The 19,088-nt window shown below is 65.3% G+C and carries 20 protein-coding genes; 10 read left to right on the top strand and 10 right to left on the bottom strand.

What is annotated here, in order from left to right; translation table 11 throughout:
* The first annotated feature begins 31 nt into the window (after positions 1 to 31).
* The 3 genes from E8L99_RS18080 (at position 32) to E8L99_RS18070 (ending at position 2,999) form a co-directional block, all read left to right on the top strand.
* Positions 32 to 1,030, top strand: coding sequence for a sialic acid TRAP transporter substrate-binding protein SiaP (locus E8L99_RS18080; RefSeq protein ID WP_137100860.1), 999 nt, complete (start codon positions 32 to 34; stop codon positions 1,028 to 1,030).
* Positions 1,031 to 1,138: 108 nt separating this feature from the next.
* Positions 1,139 to 1,705 (top strand): TRAP transporter small permease, encoded by a 567-nt coding sequence (locus tag E8L99_RS18075; RefSeq protein ID WP_168201719.1) that lies wholly within the window; start codon positions 1,139 to 1,141, stop codon positions 1,703 to 1,705.
* Between the two features lie 13 nt (positions 1,706 to 1,718).
* Positions 1,719 to 2,999: a TRAP transporter large permease gene (locus tag E8L99_RS18070; RefSeq protein WP_137100858.1), complete on the top strand. Its 1,281-nt coding sequence runs from the start codon at positions 1,719 to 1,721 to the stop codon at positions 2,997 to 2,999.
* Positions 3,000 to 3,014: 15 nt separating this feature from the next.
* Here E8L99_RS18070 and E8L99_RS18065 read toward each other — a convergent pair whose 3' ends face one another.
* From E8L99_RS18065 to E8L99_RS18025, 9 genes are all read right to left on the bottom strand, one after another.
* Positions 3,015 to 3,692: an aspartate/glutamate racemase family protein gene (locus E8L99_RS18065; protein ID WP_137100857.1), complete on the bottom strand. Its 678-nt coding sequence runs from the start codon at positions 3,690 to 3,692 to the stop codon at positions 3,015 to 3,017.
* On the bottom strand, positions 3,689 to 4,600 hold the full coding sequence (locus E8L99_RS18060) for a polysaccharide deacetylase family protein (RefSeq protein ID WP_137100856.1): 912 nt from the start codon (positions 4,598 to 4,600) through the stop codon (positions 3,689 to 3,691). Before E8L99_RS18060 ends, E8L99_RS18065 begins: the two co-directional genes overlap by 4 nt.
* The gene (locus tag E8L99_RS18055) at positions 4,593 to 5,342 is read right to left on the bottom strand and encodes an aspartate/glutamate racemase family protein (protein ID WP_137100855.1); all 750 of its coding nucleotides are present in this window, start codon (positions 5,340 to 5,342) and stop codon (positions 4,593 to 4,595) included. Before E8L99_RS18055 ends, E8L99_RS18060 begins: the two co-directional genes overlap by 8 nt.
* On the bottom strand, positions 5,342 to 6,307 hold the full coding sequence (locus tag E8L99_RS18050; RefSeq protein ID WP_137100854.1) for a polysaccharide deacetylase family protein: 966 nt from the start codon (positions 6,305 to 6,307) through the stop codon (positions 5,342 to 5,344). Before E8L99_RS18050 ends, E8L99_RS18055 begins: the two co-directional genes overlap by 1 nt.
* A gap of 1 nt (position 6,308) precedes the next feature.
* The gene (locus E8L99_RS18045; RefSeq protein ID WP_137100853.1) at positions 6,309 to 7,109 is read right to left on the bottom strand and encodes an ABC transporter permease; all 801 of its coding nucleotides are present in this window, start codon (positions 7,107 to 7,109) and stop codon (positions 6,309 to 6,311) included.
* Complete coding sequence (locus E8L99_RS18040) at positions 7,106 to 7,942, bottom strand: ABC transporter permease (protein WP_137100852.1); 837 nt, start codon at positions 7,940 to 7,942, stop codon at positions 7,106 to 7,108. Before E8L99_RS18040 ends, E8L99_RS18045 begins: the two co-directional genes overlap by 4 nt.
* Positions 7,939 to 9,018: an ABC transporter ATP-binding protein gene (locus E8L99_RS18035; RefSeq protein WP_137100851.1), complete on the bottom strand. Its 1,080-nt coding sequence runs from the start codon at positions 9,016 to 9,018 to the stop codon at positions 7,939 to 7,941. The genes E8L99_RS18040 and E8L99_RS18035 overlap by 4 nt, the downstream gene beginning before the upstream one ends.
* 72 nt (positions 9,019 to 9,090) lie before the next feature.
* Entirely contained in the window at positions 9,091 to 10,149 is a 1,059-nt protein-coding gene (locus E8L99_RS18030) for an ABC transporter substrate-binding protein (RefSeq protein ID WP_137100850.1), read from the bottom strand.
* A 194-nt stretch (positions 10,150 to 10,343) separates the two neighbouring features.
* Complete coding sequence (locus tag E8L99_RS18025) at positions 10,344 to 11,732, bottom strand: amidase (protein ID WP_137100849.1); 1,389 nt, start codon at positions 11,730 to 11,732, stop codon at positions 10,344 to 10,346.
* Positions 11,733 to 11,895: 163 nt separating this feature from the next.
* Here E8L99_RS18025 and E8L99_RS18020 point away from each other — a divergent pair, with 163 nt between their 5' ends.
* The 7 genes from E8L99_RS18020 (at position 11,896) to E8L99_RS17990 (ending at position 18,522) form a co-directional block, all read left to right on the top strand.
* Positions 11,896 to 12,999, top strand: a complete 1,104-nt coding sequence (locus E8L99_RS18020) for an ABC transporter ATP-binding protein (RefSeq protein WP_137100848.1) — start codon at positions 11,896 to 11,898, stop codon at positions 12,997 to 12,999.
* 22 nt (positions 13,000 to 13,021) lie between these two features.
* Complete coding sequence (locus E8L99_RS18015) at positions 13,022 to 14,050, top strand: extracellular solute-binding protein (RefSeq protein WP_137100847.1); 1,029 nt, start codon at positions 13,022 to 13,024, stop codon at positions 14,048 to 14,050.
* An 11-nt stretch (positions 14,051 to 14,061) separates the two neighbouring features.
* A complete protein-coding gene (locus E8L99_RS18010) occupies positions 14,062 to 14,934 on the top strand; it encodes an ABC transporter permease (RefSeq protein ID WP_252511148.1) in 873 nt (290 codons plus the stop codon).
* Between the two features lie 10 nt (positions 14,935 to 14,944).
* The gene (locus E8L99_RS18005) at positions 14,945 to 15,763 is read left to right on the top strand and encodes an ABC transporter permease (RefSeq protein ID WP_137100846.1); all 819 of its coding nucleotides are present in this window, start codon (positions 14,945 to 14,947) and stop codon (positions 15,761 to 15,763) included.
* 25 nt (positions 15,764 to 15,788) lie between these two features.
* A complete protein-coding gene (locus E8L99_RS18000) occupies positions 15,789 to 16,700 on the top strand; it encodes a polysaccharide deacetylase family protein (RefSeq protein ID WP_137100845.1) in 912 nt (303 codons plus the stop codon).
* A gap of 13 nt (positions 16,701 to 16,713) precedes the next feature.
* Positions 16,714 to 17,568, top strand: a complete 855-nt coding sequence (locus E8L99_RS17995) for an NHL repeat-containing protein (protein WP_215907013.1) — start codon at positions 16,714 to 16,716, stop codon at positions 17,566 to 17,568.
* 144 nt (positions 17,569 to 17,712) lie between these two features.
* Positions 17,713 to 18,522: a response regulator gene (locus tag E8L99_RS17990; protein WP_137100844.1), complete on the top strand. Its 810-nt coding sequence runs from the start codon at positions 17,713 to 17,715 to the stop codon at positions 18,520 to 18,522.
* On the opposite strand, the gene E8L99_RS17985 is transcribed toward E8L99_RS17990, so the two are convergent.
* Positions 18,498 to 19,034 carry an MOSC domain-containing protein gene (locus E8L99_RS17985; RefSeq protein ID WP_137100843.1) on the bottom strand — a complete coding sequence of 179 codons (537 nt, stop codon included), beginning with the start codon at positions 19,032 to 19,034 and terminating at the stop codon, positions 18,498 to 18,500. The two genes, E8L99_RS17990 and E8L99_RS17985, sit on opposite strands and share 25 nt — an antisense overlap.
* Positions 19,035 to 19,088 lie beyond the last annotated feature (54 nt).

Raw genomic sequence — 19,088 nt, 5'->3', positions numbered from 1 at the left:
GACATTCGACCAGGGAACAAAGGAACGCCCCATGACCATCAATCGCCGCGAAGCTCTCATCGCGGGTGCCGGCCTTGCCGCATTCGCCTCCACCTCCGCCCAGGCCCAGTCGCCCGTGAAGCTGAAATGGGCTCACGTCTACGAGACGCCGGAGCCCTATCACACCGAAGCCGTGTGGGCCGCCGGCGAAATCGCCAAGCGCACCAACGGCCGCTACCAGATCGACGTGTTCCCGGCCTCCCAGCTCGGCAACGAGAACCAGATCAACGAGGGGCTCACCCTCGGCACCGTGGACATGATCTATACCGGCGTTGCCTTTGCCGGCTCGATCCACAAGCCGATCGCCATCACCAACGCGCCCTATGTGCTGCGCGATTTCAACCATTGGAAGGCCTATCGCGACTCGCCGCTGTTCCGGCAGATCGCCTCCGGCTACGAGGGCCGCACCCGCCACAAGGTGGTGTCGCTGACCTATTATGGCGCCCGCCACGTCACCGCGAACAAGGCCATCAACAAGCCCGAGGACATGCGCGGCATGAAGCTGCGCGTGCCGCCGGCGCCGCTGTTCCTGATGTTCACCAAGTCGGTCGGTGCCAATGCGACCCCGATCGCCTTCGCCGAGGTCTATCTGGCGCTCCAGCAGGGCACGGTCGACGGGCAGGAGAACCCGCTGCCGACCATCATGGCCAAGAAGTTCTACGAGGTGCAGAGCCACATCGTGTTGACCGGCCACATCACGGAATCGCTGGTCTCCATCGTCGGCAGCCACGTGTGGAGCAAGCTGAGCGATGCCGACAAGGCGATCTTCAACGAGGTGCTGATGGCGGCGGCGTCCCGCGCCACCGACAAGATCCGCGAATCCGAGCAGACGCTGGCGGAGGAATTCCGCAAGCTCGGCAAGACCGTGATCGAACCGGATCGTGCCGCCTTCCGTGCCGCCGCCATCCCGCTGCACAACGATGCCTCGGCCGGCGCCGGCTGGTCGAAGGCGGAATATGACGCGCTGCAGGCACTCGGCTCGGCGTCCTGACCTCAAGACGGGGCGGCCTCGTGCCGCCCCATCCTCTCCACTGACAAGTCCGCCCGCTGACCGCGCATCGCGCCGGTCGCCGGTGGTGCACTGACCGAAGGAATGGCCATGACGGAACCGTCGCCGCCACCGAACACGCCGTCCGAGGACGTGCATCTGATCGTTGCCCACGATGAAGAGGTGACAATCGAGTATTTCCCCGAGGACTGGCTCGCCATGGCGGTGTTCTGGGCACTCGCCTTCATCATCTTCCTGCAGTTCTTCACCCGCTATGTGCTGAACGACAGCCTCGCCTGGACGGAAGAGATCGCGCGCTATCTCCTGATGGTGGTGGTGTTCGTTGGCGGCGCCATGGTGGTCCGCCGCAACACCAATATTGCTGTGGAACTGGTGCCGAACCTCATGAAGGACGGCCCGATCAAGCGCGCGCTGACCGCGCTGGTCGAACTGACCAAGCTGTTCTTCCTCGGCCTGCTCGCCTGGTTCTCGATCCTGATCACCGAGCGGATGCACAACCTCTACATGACGGTCATCGATCTACCGATGTCGCTGGTCTACGGCGGTGTCGCCCTTGGCTGCTTCATGATGGTCGGCCGCCAGGCGCAAAACGTCAGGAAGGCTGCGCGACGCGGCTTCGCGCCTGCACCGCAGACCCCCATTTCACCGATCGAATGAGACCGGACCCATCATGACCATCATCCTGTTCCTGTTTCTGGCGGCACTGCTCGCCGGACTTCCGGTCTTCATCGCTCTTGCCGGCTCGTCGCTGGTCTACACGCACTTCATGGCCAATATCCCGGACTTCGTGGTGCTGCACCGCATGGCGGGCGGCCTCGATTCCTTCCCGCTACTGGCCGTGCCGTTCTTCATCTTTGCCGGCAACCTCATGAACTCGGCCGGTATCACCAACCGCATCTACGATTTCGCGGTGGCCATCGCCGGCTGGATGCGCGGCGGTCTCGCCCAGGTCAACATCATCGGCTCGGTGATCTTCTCGGGCATGTCGGGCACCGCGATCGCGGATGCGGCCGGTCTCGGCACGATCGAGATCAAGGCCATGAAGGACCACGGCTATTCGACGGAATTCGCGGTCGGCGTGACGGCTGCCTCCGCAACGCTTGGCCCGATCATCCCGCCGTCCCTGCCTTTCGTCATCTACGGCATGATGGCCAATGTCTCGATCGGCGCCCTGTTCCTCGGCGGCATCATCCCCGGCCTGTTCATGACCGTGATGATGATGACCTATGTCTGGTGGTATGCCCGCCGCCACAATATCGGGGCCGACCAGGTGTTCCGCTGGCGGGTGCTCGCAATCACCTTCATCGCGGCGGCGCCGGCCCTGATGACGCCTGTCATCATCATCGGCGGCATGACCATGGGCTGGTTCACGCCGACGGAAGCCGCGATCGCCGCCTGCGCCTGGGCGATGATCCTCGGCCTGCTGCTCTACCGGTCGCTGTCGTGGAAGCAGCTCTACAAGGTCTCGCTCGACACGATCGAGACGACGGCCGGCGTGCTGCTGATCGTGGCGGCCGCGTCGCTGTTCGGCTGGGTTCTGACGACGACGCGCCTGACCGAATATGCCGCCGAAGGGCTCCTGTCCTTCACCACCAACAAGTACCTGATCCTCATCCTGATCAACATGCTGCTGCTGGTCGTCGGGTGCTTCCTCGAACCGATCGCCACCATCTCCATCCTGGTTCCGGTGCTGATGCCGATCCTCCAGAAAGTGGGCATCGACCCCATCCATTTCGGGGTGATGATGACGCTCAACCTGATGATCGGCCTGCTGCATCCGCCCTTGGGGATGGTGCTGTTCGTGCTCGCTCGAATATCCGGGCTGACGGTGGAGCGGGCGACCATGGCGATCCTGCCCTGGCTGGTGCCGCTCATGCTGTCGCTGGCGGCGATCACCTTCATCCCGGAGCTGACGCTCTGGCTGCCCCGCTATATGGGGCTTCTGAAGTAAGCGTGGCCCGCGCCGTCACTCGGCGCGGCGTCCGCCCTTGTGCTGCTGGAACATGACCCGCCGTTCGGCCAGCCGGACGGCGGCGGGGATCGGCTCGACCAGTGGGACTGGCAGGCGGCTTGCAAGCACGCGCGCCGCTGCTGCAAGCGGTCCGCCGCCGATGACGATCGCTTCGGCCCCCAGTGTCGCGATCGCCTCGTGGCAGGCGGCTTCCAGCGCCTGGACCAGCCGCTCCTTGTCCGCCATGACGTGATGGACATCGCCCTTGGTCAGCATGGTGCCGAGAAAGGTCTCGGCATGGCCATAGCGGCCGGCAAGACCGGCAATCGAGGCGACCAGATCAGGCGTCGTCGTGACCACCGCGAAGCGCCGGTCGCCGTGACCGGCCTCGGCCATCGCTGCTTCGGCAATGCCGACCACAGGCACGCGGATGCTGGCGGCCGCCGCTTCGAGGCCTGGATCGCCAAAGGCGGCGATGATCACCGCGCTGATGCCGGACGGCATGCGCATGGCGAGCGCGGTTGCGACTGCGTCGGCGGCGATGGCCAATTCGTCCGGTCCGGTGATCAGCGGCACGCCGAACGGGGCCGTCAGGCCGACGAACTGGTTGTCGGGGCTCGAGTCCTGCGCGATCGCCACCATGGCGTCGGTCGTGGTTGCGTTGGTGTTGGGATTGACCAGCAAGAGCCTCATGACGGCACCGCCGCCTGGAAGGCGCGGGCGATGTCGTCGCGCCTGCCGACATAGATCTGGTCGCCGAGGTCCGACAGCCGCTCCAGAATGCGCGCGAAGGCCGCAAAGCGTCCGGGCCGTCCGACGATGCGCAGATGGAAGCCGATATTGAGCAGTCGCGTGTGACCGGCTCTGGCTTCGGCCAGCAGAGTCTCAAGCGCGTCGTCGACATAGTCGACCATGTCACCAGCGCGCACGAAGCCATTGGGGTGGAAGAACTTCATGTCGTTGCTGTCGAGCGCATAGGGCACGACGATCAGGGGGCGCTTTCCTGACCGGTCCCAATAGGGCAGGTCGTCGTCGAAGGCATTCGACGTATAGAGAAAATCACGTTCGATCAGCAGCTTGCGGGTTGTCGGACTTTCCGAGCCACGGCAGAAGAAGCCGATCGGACGGGTGCCGCAGGCCTCCTCGATCACCGCAATGGACCGGTCTAGATCGGCGGCCTCTGCGGCCTCGGTCTCGTAATCGGCATGGGGACGCCAGCGCCAGCCATGGACGGCGGCCTCGTGGCCGCCATCGGTCGCAGCCCTCGCGAGAGCCGGCGCGCGTTCGACAGCCTGGCCGCAGAACAGGAAGGTTGCGGGCAGTTTCTGGCGTTCCAGCGCGCCCAGCATGCGCCAGAGCCCGGCGCGCATTCCATAGGCGAAGATCTGCTCCTGGCCCATGTCGCGTCGTCCCGGCTCGACGACGCTCAGGACCTCACCCATGCGCTCGGAGACGGGATCACCGTCGCCGACCTGCCATTCCGCGCCTTCCTCGAAATTGACGGCGATCGAGACGGCGAGCCGGGCACCATTGGGCCAGGTGAAGCGGGGCCATTGCCCCTGATAGCCGACGAGGTCGCGGTGCCCTGGGAGATCAGCCATCGGTGCGCTCGAAACGGGCCTTGAGCGCATCGGGAATGCCGGTGCAGATCTTGGCGGCTGGCCGCCGGAAGGTGCCGGTCGTCGCCTTGGCGGGTTTGAGGGCGACCAGCGCTTCCGCCTGTTTGACGGCGGCCTGTATGCCATCGACCAGCGGCACCGGCACGCGGTCGCGGATGGTCTGGGCAAGCCCCGAGAGCGGTGCGCCGGCCAGGATCACGACGTCTGCGGCGTGATCGATCACGACCTTGGCGGCGAGTTCGACGAGAGCGCCTTCCTTCTCCGACTGGACATCGGCGATGTCGCGGAAGGCTCCCTGCAGCGCGAAAATCCCGGCGCAGCGGCCGCGCAACCCGTTCCAGTCGAGGCACTCGTTGTACCAGGGGACGAGACCGCCGGAGAAGGTCACGATGGCGAAGGAGCGGCCGAGCATGCAGGCCGAGAGCATGGCGGCTTCCGCCATGCCGACAACAGGGATGTCGAACAGTTCGCGGGCGCCGCCGAGGCCGGGATCGCCGAAGGCCGCGATGATGGCGGCATCGACGGTCGTATGGGCTTCGGCCAGCATTTCCAGCGCGACGGCGCCGCCGATCACCGCGTCGGCCCTCGTCGCGATATAGGGCACGCCGCGGTGTGCGGTCATCGGCACCAGAACGGTGCGCGGATCGGCAACCGCCGCGCCCGCCGCCATCAGCTTGGCCGTCACGGCCTCGGTGGTGTTCGGATTGGCGACCAGAATGCGCATCAGCCCACCTCGAAGGCGGAGAGAGCGGGCCGGGGCGACCATGCTTCAAGACCGAGGCCTGCGCGCCAGGCCTTGGCGATCTCGTCGCGCCTGGCGAACCAGACGCCCGCCTTCGATGCCGCATGGGCGAGAAAAGCCTCCAGTCCGCCGATACGGGCAGGGCGCCCGATGATGCGCAGGTGCAGGCCGATCGACATCATGCGCGGCGCGTCACCGCCCTCGGCATAGAGGCGGTCGAAGGTCGCGATGCAATAGCGCGCGAAATCCTCGGCCTGGATGAAGCCGCCGCCCGGCTGGAAGCGCATGTCATTGGTGTCGAAAGCATAGGGAAGGATCACGAGATCCCGTCCGGCCTCGTGATGCAGATAGGGAACGTCGTCGTTGTAGGCATTGGAATCGTAGAGAAACCCGCCCTGTTCGACGAGCAGGCGGCGGGTGTTGACCGAGGTGGCCGAGCGCGTGTGCCAGCCGACCGGCGGCGTGCCGGCACTCGCCGCGATCGCCGCGACCGCGCGGCCGATCACCTGGCGCTCGCGGGCCTCCTCCATGCCGACCTGCCGCTCCCAGCGCCAGCCATGGGCCGAGACCTCGTGGCCGTCGGCAACCGCCTCGCGGGCCAGCCAGGGCGAATAGGCGAGCGCCCGTCCGCAGGAATTGAGGGTCGCCTTCACGCCATGATCGGCGAGCGCCTTGCGGATGCGCGGCCAGCCGCGCCTGGTGCCATATTCGTAATGGCTCTCCATGCAGAGGTCGCGGCTGCCCTCGACGCGCTCGACGGCCTCATAGATGAACTCGTTGGCCTCGTCGCCGGCGGCGACCGACAGTTCCGCGCCTTCCTCGACATTGACGACGACGGACACCGCGAGCCGCGCGCCGTTCGGCCAGCGAATAGCCGGCTCATTGGCGCCGTAGCCGCGAAAGTCACGGTCGGTCGGGGGCAGGGCAAAGGGCAAGGACAAGGTCATGTCAGAAATCGGCCAGGCGCCGGAGCCCCACCAGTCTGTCGCCAATGATCATCGCCAGAACCGCCAGCAGGATCAGACCCGCCGAAATTGCGGCAATGGTCGGGTCGGGCCGTTCCTCGACGAATTGCAGCATCTGGATGGGCAAGGTCTTGGTCCAGGCATCGGTGAAGAAGATCGAGATCGGATAATTATCCATGGACGCCAGGAAAGCGAACATGGCCGATGTGAGGAAGGCAGGCGCGAGCGCTGGCACCAGAACCTTCCAGAGTGCCCTGACATAGGAGCAGCCGAGGGTCCGGGCCGCGTCGATGAGCGTGAAATCGAACAGGCTGAGGGCGGCGAGTACGGTGCGCACGACATAGGGCATGGTGATCACGACATGCGCCACCAGCAGGCTCGGATAGGCGTCGCGGAGCCCTACGGCCTTGAAGCCCTGCAGCATGGCGATGCCGACCACCAGGCCCGGCAGCATGAGCGGTGAGACCAGGAAGGTCGCAATGGCGTCGCGCCCGCCGAAACGCCCGCGCACCAGGGCGATGGCGCAGAGCGTGCCGAGCACGAGAGACACCAGCGTCGAGAAGGTCGCCACCTGCAGCGATGTGACGAGCGAGGGCCAGAGGCCGCGGGTCGCGGGCAGCTGGTTGTACCAGCGCATCGACCATTGCGGCGGCGGCAGCGAGAACACCGCCGAGGAGCCGAAGGAGACGGCGATCGTGACGACCAGCGGCGTCAGCAGGAAGATCACCGCGCATCCCGCGACGATCCAGACAAGGGCGGATGTGATGCGTTCGAGCGCGGTCATGCCGATTTCCCCAGCCGTTTGGCGATCCAGGTCGAGCCGACGACGATGGAGAGCGCCAGGATCAGCAGCACGACGGCTGTGGTGGAGCCGAGCGCCTCATCCCGCATCAGGAGGAAGGCACGGCCGGTCAGCGTCGCCAGCATCTGGAACCGGTCGCCGATCAACAGGCTCGGGATGACGAACATCGAGACCGACATGGAGAAGACGAAGGCGACGCCCGAAATGATGCCGGGAAGAGTCAGCGGGAGCAGGATCTTGCGGAAGCGGTAGAACGGGCTTGCGCCAAGCGTCGCGCCGGCTTCCGTCAGGCGCGGGTCGATCAGTTTCACCACCGAGTAGATCGGCAGGATCATGAAAGGCAGGAAGACGTTTGCCGCGCCGACCACCAGGCCGCCTTCGGTGAACAGGAGCCGTTGCGGCTCGCTCCAGATGCCGGAGGCAACCAGCGCCTGCGAGACCACGCCGTCACGGCGGAGCACGATCTGCCAGGCGAAGGCCTTGACCACGACGCCGATCGACAAGGGCAGGATGATCGCGGTGAGCAGGATCACCTGCACGATGCCCTTCGACCTGGCCATGGCCAATGCCACCGGATAGCCGATGGCAAGGCAGAGCAGGGTGGTCAGCAGGCCGATGCGCAGCGTGTTGCCGATCACCCGCCAGGAGAAGGGGTCGGCGAAGAACTTGGCGAACAGCGCCAGCGTGAAGCCATCCGGCCCGGTGACGCTGCGGGCCAGCAGAAAGGCAAGCGGGATCGCATAGGCCAGGCCGAGATAGGCGACGGCGGGGACCGCGAGCCAGCCGGTGCGGTCTCGTGCGGCTGCAGCGCTCATGCCGCGACATCCGGATAGAGCAGGGTGTCCGCGATGTTCCAGGACACCTCCGTCTCGCCGCCGGGGCTTAGCCCTGCCGGAACGGTCTCCGAACTCTCGATCTGGATCGGCCTGTCCTCGCTGGAGGCGAAATGGGCCTGGATGCGCGAGCCCTGGAAGACGATGTCGGTGAGCGTCACCTTGATGGTGTTCTCGGCCGCGTTCGGACCGAAGGCCATGCGCTCGGGGCGAATGCCGATGAGGACCGGGCTGCCGGGCGTGTAGCGCCCGTTGGCCCGGATGCGCCCATAGGCCGTGTCGATCGCCACCACGCCATCCGGCGTCGCCTCGGCGACCTTGCCGGCGATGCGCGTCGACAGACCGACGAATTCCAGCGCGAACGGTGTGGCCGGCCGCCGATAGATGGTCTCAGGATCGGCCAGTTGCTCGATCTGGCCGCGGTTCATCACCGCGATCCGGTCGGACATGACGAGGGCCTCGTCCTGGTCATGGGTGACGAAGATGGCGGTGATGTTGAGCTCGCGCAGCAGGCGCTTCAGCTCGATCTGCATGGTTTCGCGCAGCTTCCGGTCGAGCGCCGAGAACGGCTCGTCGAGCAGCAGCAGTTTCGGCTGGACGGCGAGCGCGCGGGCGACGGCCACACGCTGCTGCTGGCCACCCGACAGCATCTTCACCGAGCGATCGGCGAAGCTCGCCATATGGGCAAGGTCGAGGAAGCGGCGCACGGTCGCCTCGATCTCGGCCTTGGGCGCGCCGCGGGCCTCGAGGCCGAAAGCGACGTTCTCTGCCACGGTGAGATGGGGGAACAGCGCGTAGCTCTGGAACACCACGCCGACATCGCGGTGATGGGGCGGCTTGCGGGAGATTTCCTCGCCGTCGAGGGTCACCGTGCCGCGGTCGCCGGTCAGCAATCCCGCGACAATGCGCAAGAGCGTGGTCTTGCCGCAACCGGATGGGCCGAGCAGGGAGATGAACTCGCCGCGCGCCACGGTGAGATCGACACCGTCCAGAACCGTGGTTCCGCCAAAGGTCTTGGCGGCGCCCTGGATGTCGAGAAACGTCATGCTGTCGGTCATGCCACCCGCCGCCTTTCGCGGGTCCGGCACCAAGCCGGACCCGTCCTGCACGTCAATCGCCAGTGGCGATGATCACATCGACATCTCGCGGTCCCAGCGCTGGACCCATGAATTGCGATTCTCGGCGACGAAGGCCCAGTCGATCGTGTGCATGGTGGCATTGGTCGGCATGCCGGCCGGGATCGGCACGTCGACATTCGTCGGCAGTGCGAAGGTCGGCGGAGCGATCTTGTTCTGGACCTCGGCGCCGAGCAGCTCGTTGACATAGGCGAAGGCGAGATCGGCGTTCGGGCCGCCCTTGACCACGGCGATGCCCGAAGGGACCGGGAAGATGCCTTCCTTCGGCGCGGCAAGGCCGAGCGGCGCGCCGTCGAGCCGGCGCTGAAGCGCGAAGGAGGAGAGGGCGCCAACGATCATGTGCGCCTCGCCCTGCTCCAGCAGGCTGAAGGCCTGGGGCATCTGGTTATAGACGGTGAGCAGGTTGGGCTTGAGCGAGACCAGCTTCTTGAAGCCGGATTCGGTGTCGCGCATGGCTTCCGCCATCGGCTTGCCGGTCGCGATGCTCGAGGCCACGAACAGATTGGCCAGGCCTTCGGTGTTCTGCAGCGACGGGATGATGATGCGACCCTTGTACTTCGGGTCCCAGGCATCGGCCCAGGAGGTCGGCGGCTCCTTGATGACATTGGTATTGTAGGCGATGCCCTGCCAGGGCTGGAGATAGTTGGCCCACTGGCCGTCCATGTGGACCGTGCCCGGCTTCAGCTTGGCGAGGTTCGGCGCCTTGGCCGCGGTCAGCGGATCGAGCAGGCCTTCCTTGACCGCCAGGATCATCACCGGATCGTCCATCTGGACGACCGAGAGATAGGGCCGGTCCTTGTTCTTCTGCATCTTCTCGAGGTTCACCAGCGAGCGGGTGCCCTCGAAGGTCAGCTTGGCGTTGTACTTCTTCTCGAACAGCGGCTGGACATGGGTCTCGACCCAGGCCTTGTGGCTGGCGGCGCCACCGACGACCAGTTCACGCGTCTGGGCCCGCAGGATCTGAGGGGCGCCCAGCGAGGCAACAGTGCCCGCGCCGAACCCTGCGAGAATGGTGCGGCGATTGATACCGTCCGAACGGGTGTTGCTCGTCATGCCTATGGTCCTCCACCTCTGCCTTGGCCGGGAAAGGTCGCCGGCCTGAGATGGCATCCCATTCAGCAAGAGGCGTGCCGCCAGAGCGCAGAAGGGGTTCGTCAGAAGGCATCAGGATTCTGCACAAAAAATGTGCATCCGACTGGTGCATCCGGCAGCACATCAATTAGGCAGGCGTGCCTTGGGGGGCGGGGTCAGCGGGTGAAAACCGCCTCCAGGAGGCTGGCCGCTTCCAGCAGTCGGCGGTCCTTCAGGCGCGGCGCGACGATCTGCAGGCCGATGGGCAGACCGGCCTCATCGGTTCCGCAGGGGATGGAGATCGCCGGCTGGCGGGCATGGTTGAACAGCGGCGTGAAGACCGCGTGACCGCGCGGGCCGACATTCACCCCGTCGATCGTGTCCGGTCCCAGCTTGTCGATCGACCAGGATGTACACGGCGTGGTCGGCCCGATGGCCAGGTCCAGCGCATTGTCGCGGAACCATTTAGCTGCTGATATTGCAACACTTTCCGAGAGAAGCAGTGCGTTTGCGACATCCACGCCCGAATAGGTCGCGCCGGTGTCGATCTGGGCCCCGAGGTCGGGATCGATGCGCGACGGATCGGCCCGCCAGGCGTCGCGATAGAGCGCGGCCAGGCCCGCATGCTGGATGGCATTGAGACCGGTTTCGGCGGCGCCTGCCGGCCAGACGGGATCGATGTCGATGATGTCGAGCCCGGCGAAGCGCAGCTTGTCGACGGCATCGGAGACGCGCCGGGCAACGATGGGGTCGACAGGCACGTCGAGACCCCATTTCGGACTGTATGCAATCCGCAGCGTGCCGGGGTCGCGATCGACCGCAGGCTCCACAAGAGCCGAGTGCGGATCGCGCCCGTCGGGGCCGGCCATCGCCTCAAAGGCAAGGGCTGCCTCGCCCACCGTGCGAGTGATCGGGCAGTTGCAGGAAATGCCGAAGAACGGCTCCTCGAAGCCCGGACCATAGGGGATTGCCCCGAAGGACGGCTTGAATCCGACAAGACCGGTATGGGCGGGAGGCCGCCTGCTGGAGCCGCCGGCATCGGTGCCGAGCGCGAAGGGCACCATGCCGCTGGCGACCGCCGCAACCGGCCCGCCCGACGAGCCGCCGGGCGTGAGGTCCGGGTTCAGGGGATGGCGCGTTGCGCCGTGAAGCAGATTGCGCGTCTGACCCTTGGCGGCGAATTCCGACGTGTTGGTGATGCCGACAATGATGGCGCCGGCCAGGCGCAGGCGCTCGACCGCCACGGCATCCTCAGGCGCTACGAAGCCCTTGAAAAGATTGGATCCTTGCGTGACCCGCCAGCCGCCGACCCAGATATTGTCCTTGATCGTCACCGGCACGCCGGCAAGGGCAGGGCGCTCGCCCGCCGCGATGCGCCGATCGACCGCGTCCGCCTGTTTCAGCGCCTCCTGCCGATCGACCAGAATGAAGGCATTGAGCGCCGGATTGAGGCGATCGATCAGGCTGAGTGCCTTTTCGACCTGCTGACGAGCGGAGGACTGGCCGGCGTTCACCGCGGCGGCGATGGCGTCGATCGACGGCCAGGAGCTGTCGGTTTCAGTCATTGCAGTCTCCATTCCGCGGGTTCGCTTGGACCCCGTGCTTAGCAAGGCGGAGGCCGCTTGGCACCCGGCCCGTCCGGCACCTGCCCCTGCGGCAAGTGGCACGGCGGTTGCTACCTGTCGGGACCAGACGCCATTCCGGCGGCTGCGATGTGAACCGCCCCCGATGATCCAGACGGCTCCGCCCGAGACCCGATCCGCCCAGCCGCTGACGCTGGATGGCGTCACCCACAGCTATGGCTCGGGCTTCGCGGTCGATAATGTGACGCTCAAGGTCAAGGGGGGCGAACTGGTCGCGCTGCTCGGGCCGTCCGGCTGCGGCAAGACCACGCTGCTCCGGATCGTTGCGGGCTTCATCCAACAGACCAATGGCCGGGTGATCATCGGCGACCGGCCGATCGACGAGCTGCCGCCGAACCGCCGCGAGATCGGCATCGTCTTCCAAAACTACGCGCTGTTCCCGCACATGACGGTGGCGGACAACATCGCCTATGGGCTCGCGGCACGCGGCATGAGCCGCGATGAGCAGGCCGAGCGGGTCAAGGAAATGCTCGGCATCGTCCAGATGCAGACGTTCGGCGACCGCAAGCCGAAGCAATTGTCGGGCGGTCAGCAGCAGCGCGTGGCGCTTGCCCGTGCGCTCGCCATCCGGCCGCGCATCCTGCTGCTCGACGAGCCCTTCGCCGCCCTCGACAAGAACCTGCGCCTCGACATGCAGATCGAGATCAAGCGGCTGCAGCGTCAGTTCGCGCTGACCGCCATCATGGTCACCCACGATCAGGACGAGGCGATGTCGATCGCCGACCGGATCGCGGTGATGAGCCAGGGACGGATCGAGCAGCTGGGCACACCAGTCGAGATCTATGACGAGCCGGAGACGCTGTTCGTCAACAATTTCATCGGATCGAGCAATCTGCTGCCGGGCCGCGTGACCGGCGTCGAGAGCGGGACCTATGTGGTGACGCTCGACAACGGGGCCGTCTGGTCGATTGCCTCGCGCCATGCCTTCACGGTGGGCGATGCCGTCGTCGTCTCGGTCCGGCCCGAACAATTGCTGCTGGTGGACCAACCGGGCGCCGACCGGTTCCCGGTCGACCTCAAGCTCAGCCTGCCGATCGGTGGCGACCTGATCCACGACGCAACCGGACCGCGCGGCGAAGCGATCAAGGTCGCCGCGCCCCGCCGCCCCGGCGAGGGCTTCGGCGTCGCCGGCTCCCATTTCTGCGGGTTGGGCCCCCACGCCCGCCCGGCCCTGTTTCATCCCGCATAAGCCCAAAGCCCAGGAGACACGAATGACCATCCTCAACCGCCGAGACCTGATGATTGGCGCCGGTGCGCTTGGCGCAGCCGCCATCCTGCCGCGAACTGGCCATGCCGCAGGCACCCTGACCGCCGCGATCTATCCCGGCACCTGGGAAGAGGCCTATCGCGGGGTCGTCGCGCCGGCGCTGAAGAAGGCCGCCGATATCGATGTCGCCTTCGACTCGCTGTTCGCGGTCGATCAGGTCGCCAAGGTGCGTGCCGCCCGCGGCGTGCCGCCGTTCGATTGCTTCGTGCTGGATCCGGGTCCGGCCGCCGCTGCCCAGGCCGCCGGACTGTTCGAGCCGATCGATGCTTCCAAGCTGAGCAATGCCCCGAAGGTTCCCACTGGACTGATCACCTCGCACGGCGTGACCTGCAATGCGCAGGTCGTCGGCATCGCCTACAATCCGAAGAAGTTCGCCGCCGCGCCGAAGGGCTGGGCCGATCTCTTCAAGTCGCCCTATGTCGAGCGTCTCGGCCTCACCGGCTTCCAGACGACCTTCGGCACCGTGTCGATCATCGAGATGGCCAAGGTGTTCGGCGGTTCGGAGACCAATGTCGAGCCGGTCTTCGCCGAACTGAAGAAGGCTGTCGCCAAGGCTGCCGCGGTCGCGGCTCCCGCCGCCATGCCGGGCCTGTTCCAGCAGGGCCAGATCGACATCATGTACACCAACACCAACACGGTCGCGATCCTGAAGGGCCGGGGTGTCGACATCGAGTTCGTCAAGCCGGAGACGGGCGCGATCACGTTCCAGACGACGCTGCACATCGTCAAGGGCGCCGACAATGTCGCCAATGCCTACAAGTATATGGACACGGCGATCTCGGCCGAGGTTCAGACCCTGTTGCAGCGCCAGCCCTACAACATGATCCCGATCAACAAGGACGTGACCCTGGTCGACACGCTGGACATCAAGTCGCTGGACGAGCTGGCGAAAATGGCCACGCACGACTGGTCGAAGATCAATCCGCTGCGTGCGGCCTGGATCGAGCGGTTCAACAAAGAGATCACGAAGTAAGGCTAAGTCGCATGGCAGGGGCAGTGGCGACGGGCGGCGGCGGTGCCGGCGCCCTCATGGAGAAGGTCGACTGGCGTCTCGCGGCGCCGCTCGGCCTGACCTATCTCATCTTCTTCGCCGCGCCCTTCGCGATCCTGCTCGGGGTCAGCCTCTATTCGGATTCCGAGCAGACGGTCCTCGGCTTCGGCAGCTGGACCAAATTCTACACCGACGCCTTCTATCTCAAGGTGATCTACGACACGCTGAAGCTTGGCGTCTTCGCGGTGGTGGCGACAACCTTCCTCGCCTATCCGCTGGCCCTGGTGTTCCGCGCCTCCAGCCCGCGCATCCAGCGCGTGCTGATCTTCGTCATCCTGATGCCGCTTCTGACATCGGTGGTGATCCGCACCTTCGCCTGGATCGTGATCCTCGCCCGCGAGGGGGTGATCAACCAGACGCTGATGACGCTCGGCATCACGGCGACCCCGCTCAATCTCCTGCAGACCGAACTCGGCCTCGTCATCGCGCTGACGCAGATCGAGATGCCGCTGATGCTCTTGCCGCTGCTCACCATCATGAACCAAATGGACCAGAACTTGGTGGACGCGTCACGTGCGCTCGGCAGCTCGAAATGGCGGACCTTCTTCCGGGTGATCCTGCCGCTGACGCTCCCAGGCTGGATCGCCGGCGCGACGCTGGTCTTTGCCTCGGCCACCACCGCCTTCATCTCGCAATCGGTGATCGGCGGCGCCAGGCTCGTCTATCTGCCGGCGCTGATCTGGCAGCAGTCCATGGTGGTCTATAACTGGCCGTTCGCGGCGGTCGCCTCGCTGACGCTCCTGTTCACGGTGCTCTCCGGCATCATGGCGCTCGGCTGGCTCGGCCGCTTCGCGAAGACGACCTGAGGACATCGCGATGCAACGCTCGACGCCCGCCGACATCTCCTACACCTGGGTGATCGGCCTGATCGCGACGCTGGCGATCGCCATCCTGATCGGACCTGTGCTGATCGTGATTGCGACTTCGTTCACGACATCGCAGACGCTCCGCTTCCCGCCGCCGGACGTGTCGATCCGCTGGTACCGGGAGCTGTTCGATCCCGCCCGTTCCGGCCCGATCCACACGGCAGCGCTGAATTCGGTGTGGGTGGCTGGCATTGCGACCGCGATCGGCTCGGTCCTTTCGGTTCTGGCGGCTCTTGCCATCACGCGCGTGAGCCGGCCCTCGGCCAAGGCGCTGGAGGCAAGCTTCCTGTCGCCGCTGGTTCTGCCGACACTGTCCTACGGACTGGCAGCGCTGATGTTCTTTTCCGTGCTGGGCGTCAGGCCCTCGCTCAATCTGCTCATCGCCGGCCATCTGGTGGTGATCGCGCCGTTCATCTTCCGTACGACGCTCGCAAGCCTGACGCAGCTCGACCCGGCGCTCCTGGAGGCTTCCGCCAATCTCGGTGCCAGCCGGTTCTATGCGTTCCGGCGGATCACGCTGCCGCTGATCGCGCCTGGCATCGCGGCGGGCGCCTTCCTCGCCTTCATCTCGTCGATGGACAATGTGCCGGTGTCGCTGTTCCTGTCGAACGCGCGGACCTCCATGCTGCCGATCCGGATGTGGGGCATGATGGAATCGACGCTCGACGTCCGGATCGCGGCCATTGCCGGCGTGCTGATCCTGGCGACGCTGATCCTGATGGTGGTCATGGACCGGCTGACCGGACTGACCAAGCGCATGAGCGCTTGACGCAATTCTTGAGGAGCAATCGGCCATGGCCTCGATCTATGACCGCGACCTGATCGGCTACGGCGCCAATCCCCCGGATCCGAAATGGCCGGGTGGCGCGCGCATCGCGATCAATTTCGTCATGAACTACGAGGAGGGCTCCGAGCCCTCGGTGCAGGACGGCGAGGGCTTTACCGAGATCGGCCTCACCGAGGCGACCGGACTGCCGACCGGCGTCGAGGGACGCGACCTCGCGGGCGAGGGCATGTTCGCCTATGGCAGCCGCGTCGGCTTCTGGCGGCTGATGCGGCTCTTCCAGGAGCGCGATCTGCCGATGACCGTGTTCGGCTGCGCGCTTGCCATCGAGCGCAACCCCGAGGCTGCTGCCGCCATCAAGGCCTCCGGCTTCGATGTCTGCTGCCACGGCTGGCGCTGGATCAAGCATTACCTCCTGAGCGAGGAAGAGGAGCGTGAGCACATCCGCAAGGCGATCGTCTCGCTGAAGGAGACCGTCGGCGAGCGGCCGCTCGGCTGGTACTGCCGCTATGGCCCGAGCGTCAACACCCGCCAGCTGGTGGTGGAGGAGGGGGGCTTCCTCTACGATTCCGACGCCTATGACGACGAACTGCCCTATTGGAAGACGGTCGACGGCAAGCCGCACCTCGTCGTGCCCTATTCGCTGGTCAACAATGACGGCAAGTTCGGCTCGGGCTTCTTCGGCACCTCGGCCGACTATTTCGAATGGCACAAGGATGCCTTCGACATGCTCTATGCCGAGGGCAAGACCCAACCGAAGATGATGTCGGTCGGCCTGCACATGCGGCTCATCGGCCATCCCGCGCGGGCCGCCGGCCTTGCCCGGTTCCTGGATTATGTGAAGAGCCAAGAGGGTGTCTGGGTGACGCGCCGTCTCGACATTGCCCAGCATTGGGTCAAGACTCATCCCTTCGCCGCCTGAAGGGAAGAGCATCGTGGCTTCGCATGATCTGATCGTCGCACTCGGCGACACCCGCTATCGCATCGAACGCCCGTTCGGCACCTGGCCGAAGAATGCGGGCTTCGTGACCGATGTGACCGTCGACGCGCGCGACCACGTCTTCGTCATGCTGCGCCACGACAGCCAGACCCAACCCGACGATCCCCGGGTGATCGAGCTTGCGCCCGATGGCAGCTATCTCAACGGCTGGGGTGGGGCGGATATCGCCGATTCCCACATGATGACTGTCGATCCCCAGGGCAACATCATCGTCGTCGACCGTGACATGCATGAGGTGATCTGGTTCTCGCCCAATGGCGATCGGCTGGGGCAGCTCGGCACCCGCGGCCAGCCGCGCACGCCGTTCAACCATCCGACCGATGTCTCGGTCTCCGCCTGGGGCGACATCTATGTGTCGGATGGCTATGGCGCGCCGCATGTCCACCGGTTCTCGGCCGATGGCGCGCATCTGCAGACCTGGGGCAGCCATGGGGCCGAGGACGGTCAATTCGTCTGGCCACATGCGATCTGGACTTTCGCGGATGGACGCGTTGCGGTTGTAGATCGCACATGGAATCGCGTCCAGGTTTTCGACGGCGAAGGCAAGCATCTGCAGACCTGGGGCGACTTCTACCAGCCGGTCGGCATCTGGGGCGATGCGGAGGGCAGGGCCTATGTCACGGATATGGTGCCAAGTTTGACCCTGATCGGCCCGGATGGGGCCCGTCTTGGGCGGTGCAGGCCGATGCTCAATGGCGCCCACGGTTTGTTCGGGACTTCGACTGGTGATATTTACCTAGCGGAAGGTAATCCCAGCCGGATTAGTGTCCTGCGGCGTATAGCCGAATAGGTTTGCCGGCAACTGACGCCATTTTTACATAATACTGTCTTGATTTGAGCAACCAAGTCTCTTAACACTCTGCGCACGATCCCAAGATGCGGCGCGGGATCGTGTGTCGGGCCGAGGTCGGCTGCCCGCGATTCTGGACGTTACATGAGCAATCTATCAGACGGCACGAGCGATATTTCGCTCGTGGAGGCGGCGCCATGGGCTATTCTTGTGGCCGATCCGTCGGCGGACTGGCGCGACTTCATTCGCATGGGCATCACTGCGTTCTCGCCGTGGCTCACGGTTCTGGAAGCCTGCAGTTGCGCGGAAGCTGTTGATATTCTTACAGCAAACCGCATCAATATTGCCTTTATTGACATGACGTGTTGTCAGTTCTTCTCCAACAGAAAAGACCTGACAGGAAAACCGTTCGTCGTGACGCTTGGCGAGGGATCTGAGGCGGCCGATGTCGCGACAATGCGCAAGAGCGGCGTCTATGATCATCTCGTCAAACCCCTGGATCAGGACGCTATCACCCGCATCCTTGAAACCTATGCGTGTATGACGTTGCAGACGCGCATTCTGCTCGTCGATCCTTCCGACGAGACCCGCGCGGCCGTGTCGGATTGCTTCGCGCAATCGCTTTTCGAAGTCGCCGTCGAAGAAGCCGAAGATGCTGTCTCGGGCATCGAGGCCTATATGCGCTCGCCCGCCGATGTGGTGGTGGTGGACCGGGGGCTTGCGGAGGCGGATGGCTTCCAGATTCTCAGGATCATCCGGGCGCACAATCCCGGTGTCCGTGTGGTGCTGATGGCGGATGAGGCGGCCAACCTTCGCCCCCTGACCTATCAGGGCGAGATCAAGCCGCTCGCGCGGCCGTTCGGTCCGGAGGATGTCGACCGGGTGATGCACCAGGTCCTGGGCCTGCCGCTGCCCTACAAGATCTGGGATCAGACCCGTTCCAGCGGCCTGTGAGGCTCGGGCGGCAAGGTGATGACGATCCGGTCGCCCGGCGCCACCAGGCCTCCTGAGCGAACCACACCCATGATCCCGGCCTTGCGGATCAGGCTGCCGTCGGCAGCCCGGTCGAGGACTGCCTTCATCAGTCCTGGCCGGAAGTCGTCGAGTTGCCGGCATGGATTGCGCAGTCCGGTGATCTCGATCACGGCGGATCCGATCGTCAGCATTGCGCCGGTCGGAAGCGCCAGCAGGTCGATGCCTGATGTCGTGATGTTCTCGCCAAGGTCGCCTGCGCGGATCGCATAGCCCTTGGCCGCGAGTTCCACGAACAGTTCTTCGTGGATCAGATGGATCTGGCGGAGGTTGGGCTGCGTCGGGTCGACGGCCACCCGCGAGCGGTGCTTCACGGTCTGCCCGCAATGGGCGTCGCCCTCGATACCCAGCCCCTCGAGCAGTGTCAGGCGATCAGCCAGCGGCTTTGAAAAACCGTGCTGGGCACTGAGGCTGACGGATGCGACCAGGGCCATGGCAAACGAGCTCCTCACAACGGGTTCCGGCGTTCTGGTCCATCCGGCCCGTCT

The organism is Phreatobacter aquaticus, from assembly GCF_005160265.1.
GTDB classification, from domain to species: Bacteria; Pseudomonadota; Alphaproteobacteria; order Rhizobiales; family Phreatobacteraceae; genus Phreatobacter; species Phreatobacter aquaticus.
This window is presented reverse-complemented; position numbering and strand designations above follow the sequence as displayed.

Bases quoted from the DNA above. Each gene is read 5' to 3' on its own strand.
- E8L99_RS18005 (WP_137100846.1), top strand. From the start codon at position 14,945: ATGCAACGCTCGACGCCCGCCGACATCTCCTACACCTGGGTGATCGGC.
- E8L99_RS18050 (WP_137100854.1), bottom strand. From the start codon at position 6,307: ATGACCTTGTCCTTGCCCTTTGCCCTGCCCCCGACCGACCGTGACTTT.
- E8L99_RS18000 (WP_137100845.1), top strand. From the start codon at position 15,789: ATGGCCTCGATCTATGACCGCGACCTGATCGGCTACGGCGCCAATCCC.
- E8L99_RS18025 (WP_137100849.1), bottom strand. From the start codon at position 11,732: ATGACTGAAACCGACAGCTCCTGGCCGTCGATCGACGCCATCGCCGCC.
- E8L99_RS18070 (WP_137100858.1), top strand. From the start codon at position 1,719: ATGACCATCATCCTGTTCCTGTTTCTGGCGGCACTGCTCGCCGGACTT.
- E8L99_RS18065 (WP_137100857.1), bottom strand. From the start codon at position 3,692: ATGAGGCTCTTGCTGGTCAATCCCAACACCAACGCAACCACGACCGAC.
- E8L99_RS18045 (WP_137100853.1), bottom strand. From the start codon at position 7,109: ATGACCGCGCTCGAACGCATCACATCCGCCCTTGTCTGGATCGTCGCG.
- E8L99_RS18035 (WP_137100851.1), bottom strand. From the start codon at position 9,018: ATGACCGACAGCATGACGTTTCTCGACATCCAGGGCGCCGCCAAGACC.
- E8L99_RS18075 (WP_168201719.1), top strand. From the start codon at position 1,139: ATGACGGAACCGTCGCCGCCACCGAACACGCCGTCCGAGGACGTGCAT.
- E8L99_RS18055 (WP_137100855.1), bottom strand. From the start codon at position 5,342: ATGCGCATTCTGGTCGCCAATCCGAACACCACCGAGGCCGTGACGGCC.
- E8L99_RS18020 (WP_137100848.1), top strand. From the start codon at position 11,896: ATGATCCAGACGGCTCCGCCCGAGACCCGATCCGCCCAGCCGCTGACG.
- E8L99_RS17985 (WP_137100843.1), bottom strand. From the start codon at position 19,034: ATGGCCCTGGTCGCATCCGTCAGCCTCAGTGCCCAGCACGGTTTTTCA.
- E8L99_RS18015 (WP_137100847.1), top strand. From the start codon at position 13,022: ATGACCATCCTCAACCGCCGAGACCTGATGATTGGCGCCGGTGCGCTT.
- E8L99_RS18030 (WP_137100850.1), bottom strand. From the start codon at position 10,149: ATGACGAGCAACACCCGTTCGGACGGTATCAATCGCCGCACCATTCTC.
- E8L99_RS17990 (WP_137100844.1), top strand. From the start codon at position 17,713: ATGAGCAATCTATCAGACGGCACGAGCGATATTTCGCTCGTGGAGGCG.
- E8L99_RS18040 (WP_137100852.1), bottom strand. From the start codon at position 7,942: ATGAGCGCTGCAGCCGCACGAGACCGCACCGGCTGGCTCGCGGTCCCC.
- E8L99_RS18010 (WP_252511148.1), top strand. From the start codon at position 14,062: ATGGCAGGGGCAGTGGCGACGGGCGGCGGCGGTGCCGGCGCCCTCATG.
- E8L99_RS18060 (WP_137100856.1), bottom strand. From the start codon at position 4,600: ATGGCTGATCTCCCAGGGCACCGCGACCTCGTCGGCTATCAGGGGCAA.
- E8L99_RS18080 (WP_137100860.1), top strand. From the start codon at position 32: ATGACCATCAATCGCCGCGAAGCTCTCATCGCGGGTGCCGGCCTTGCC.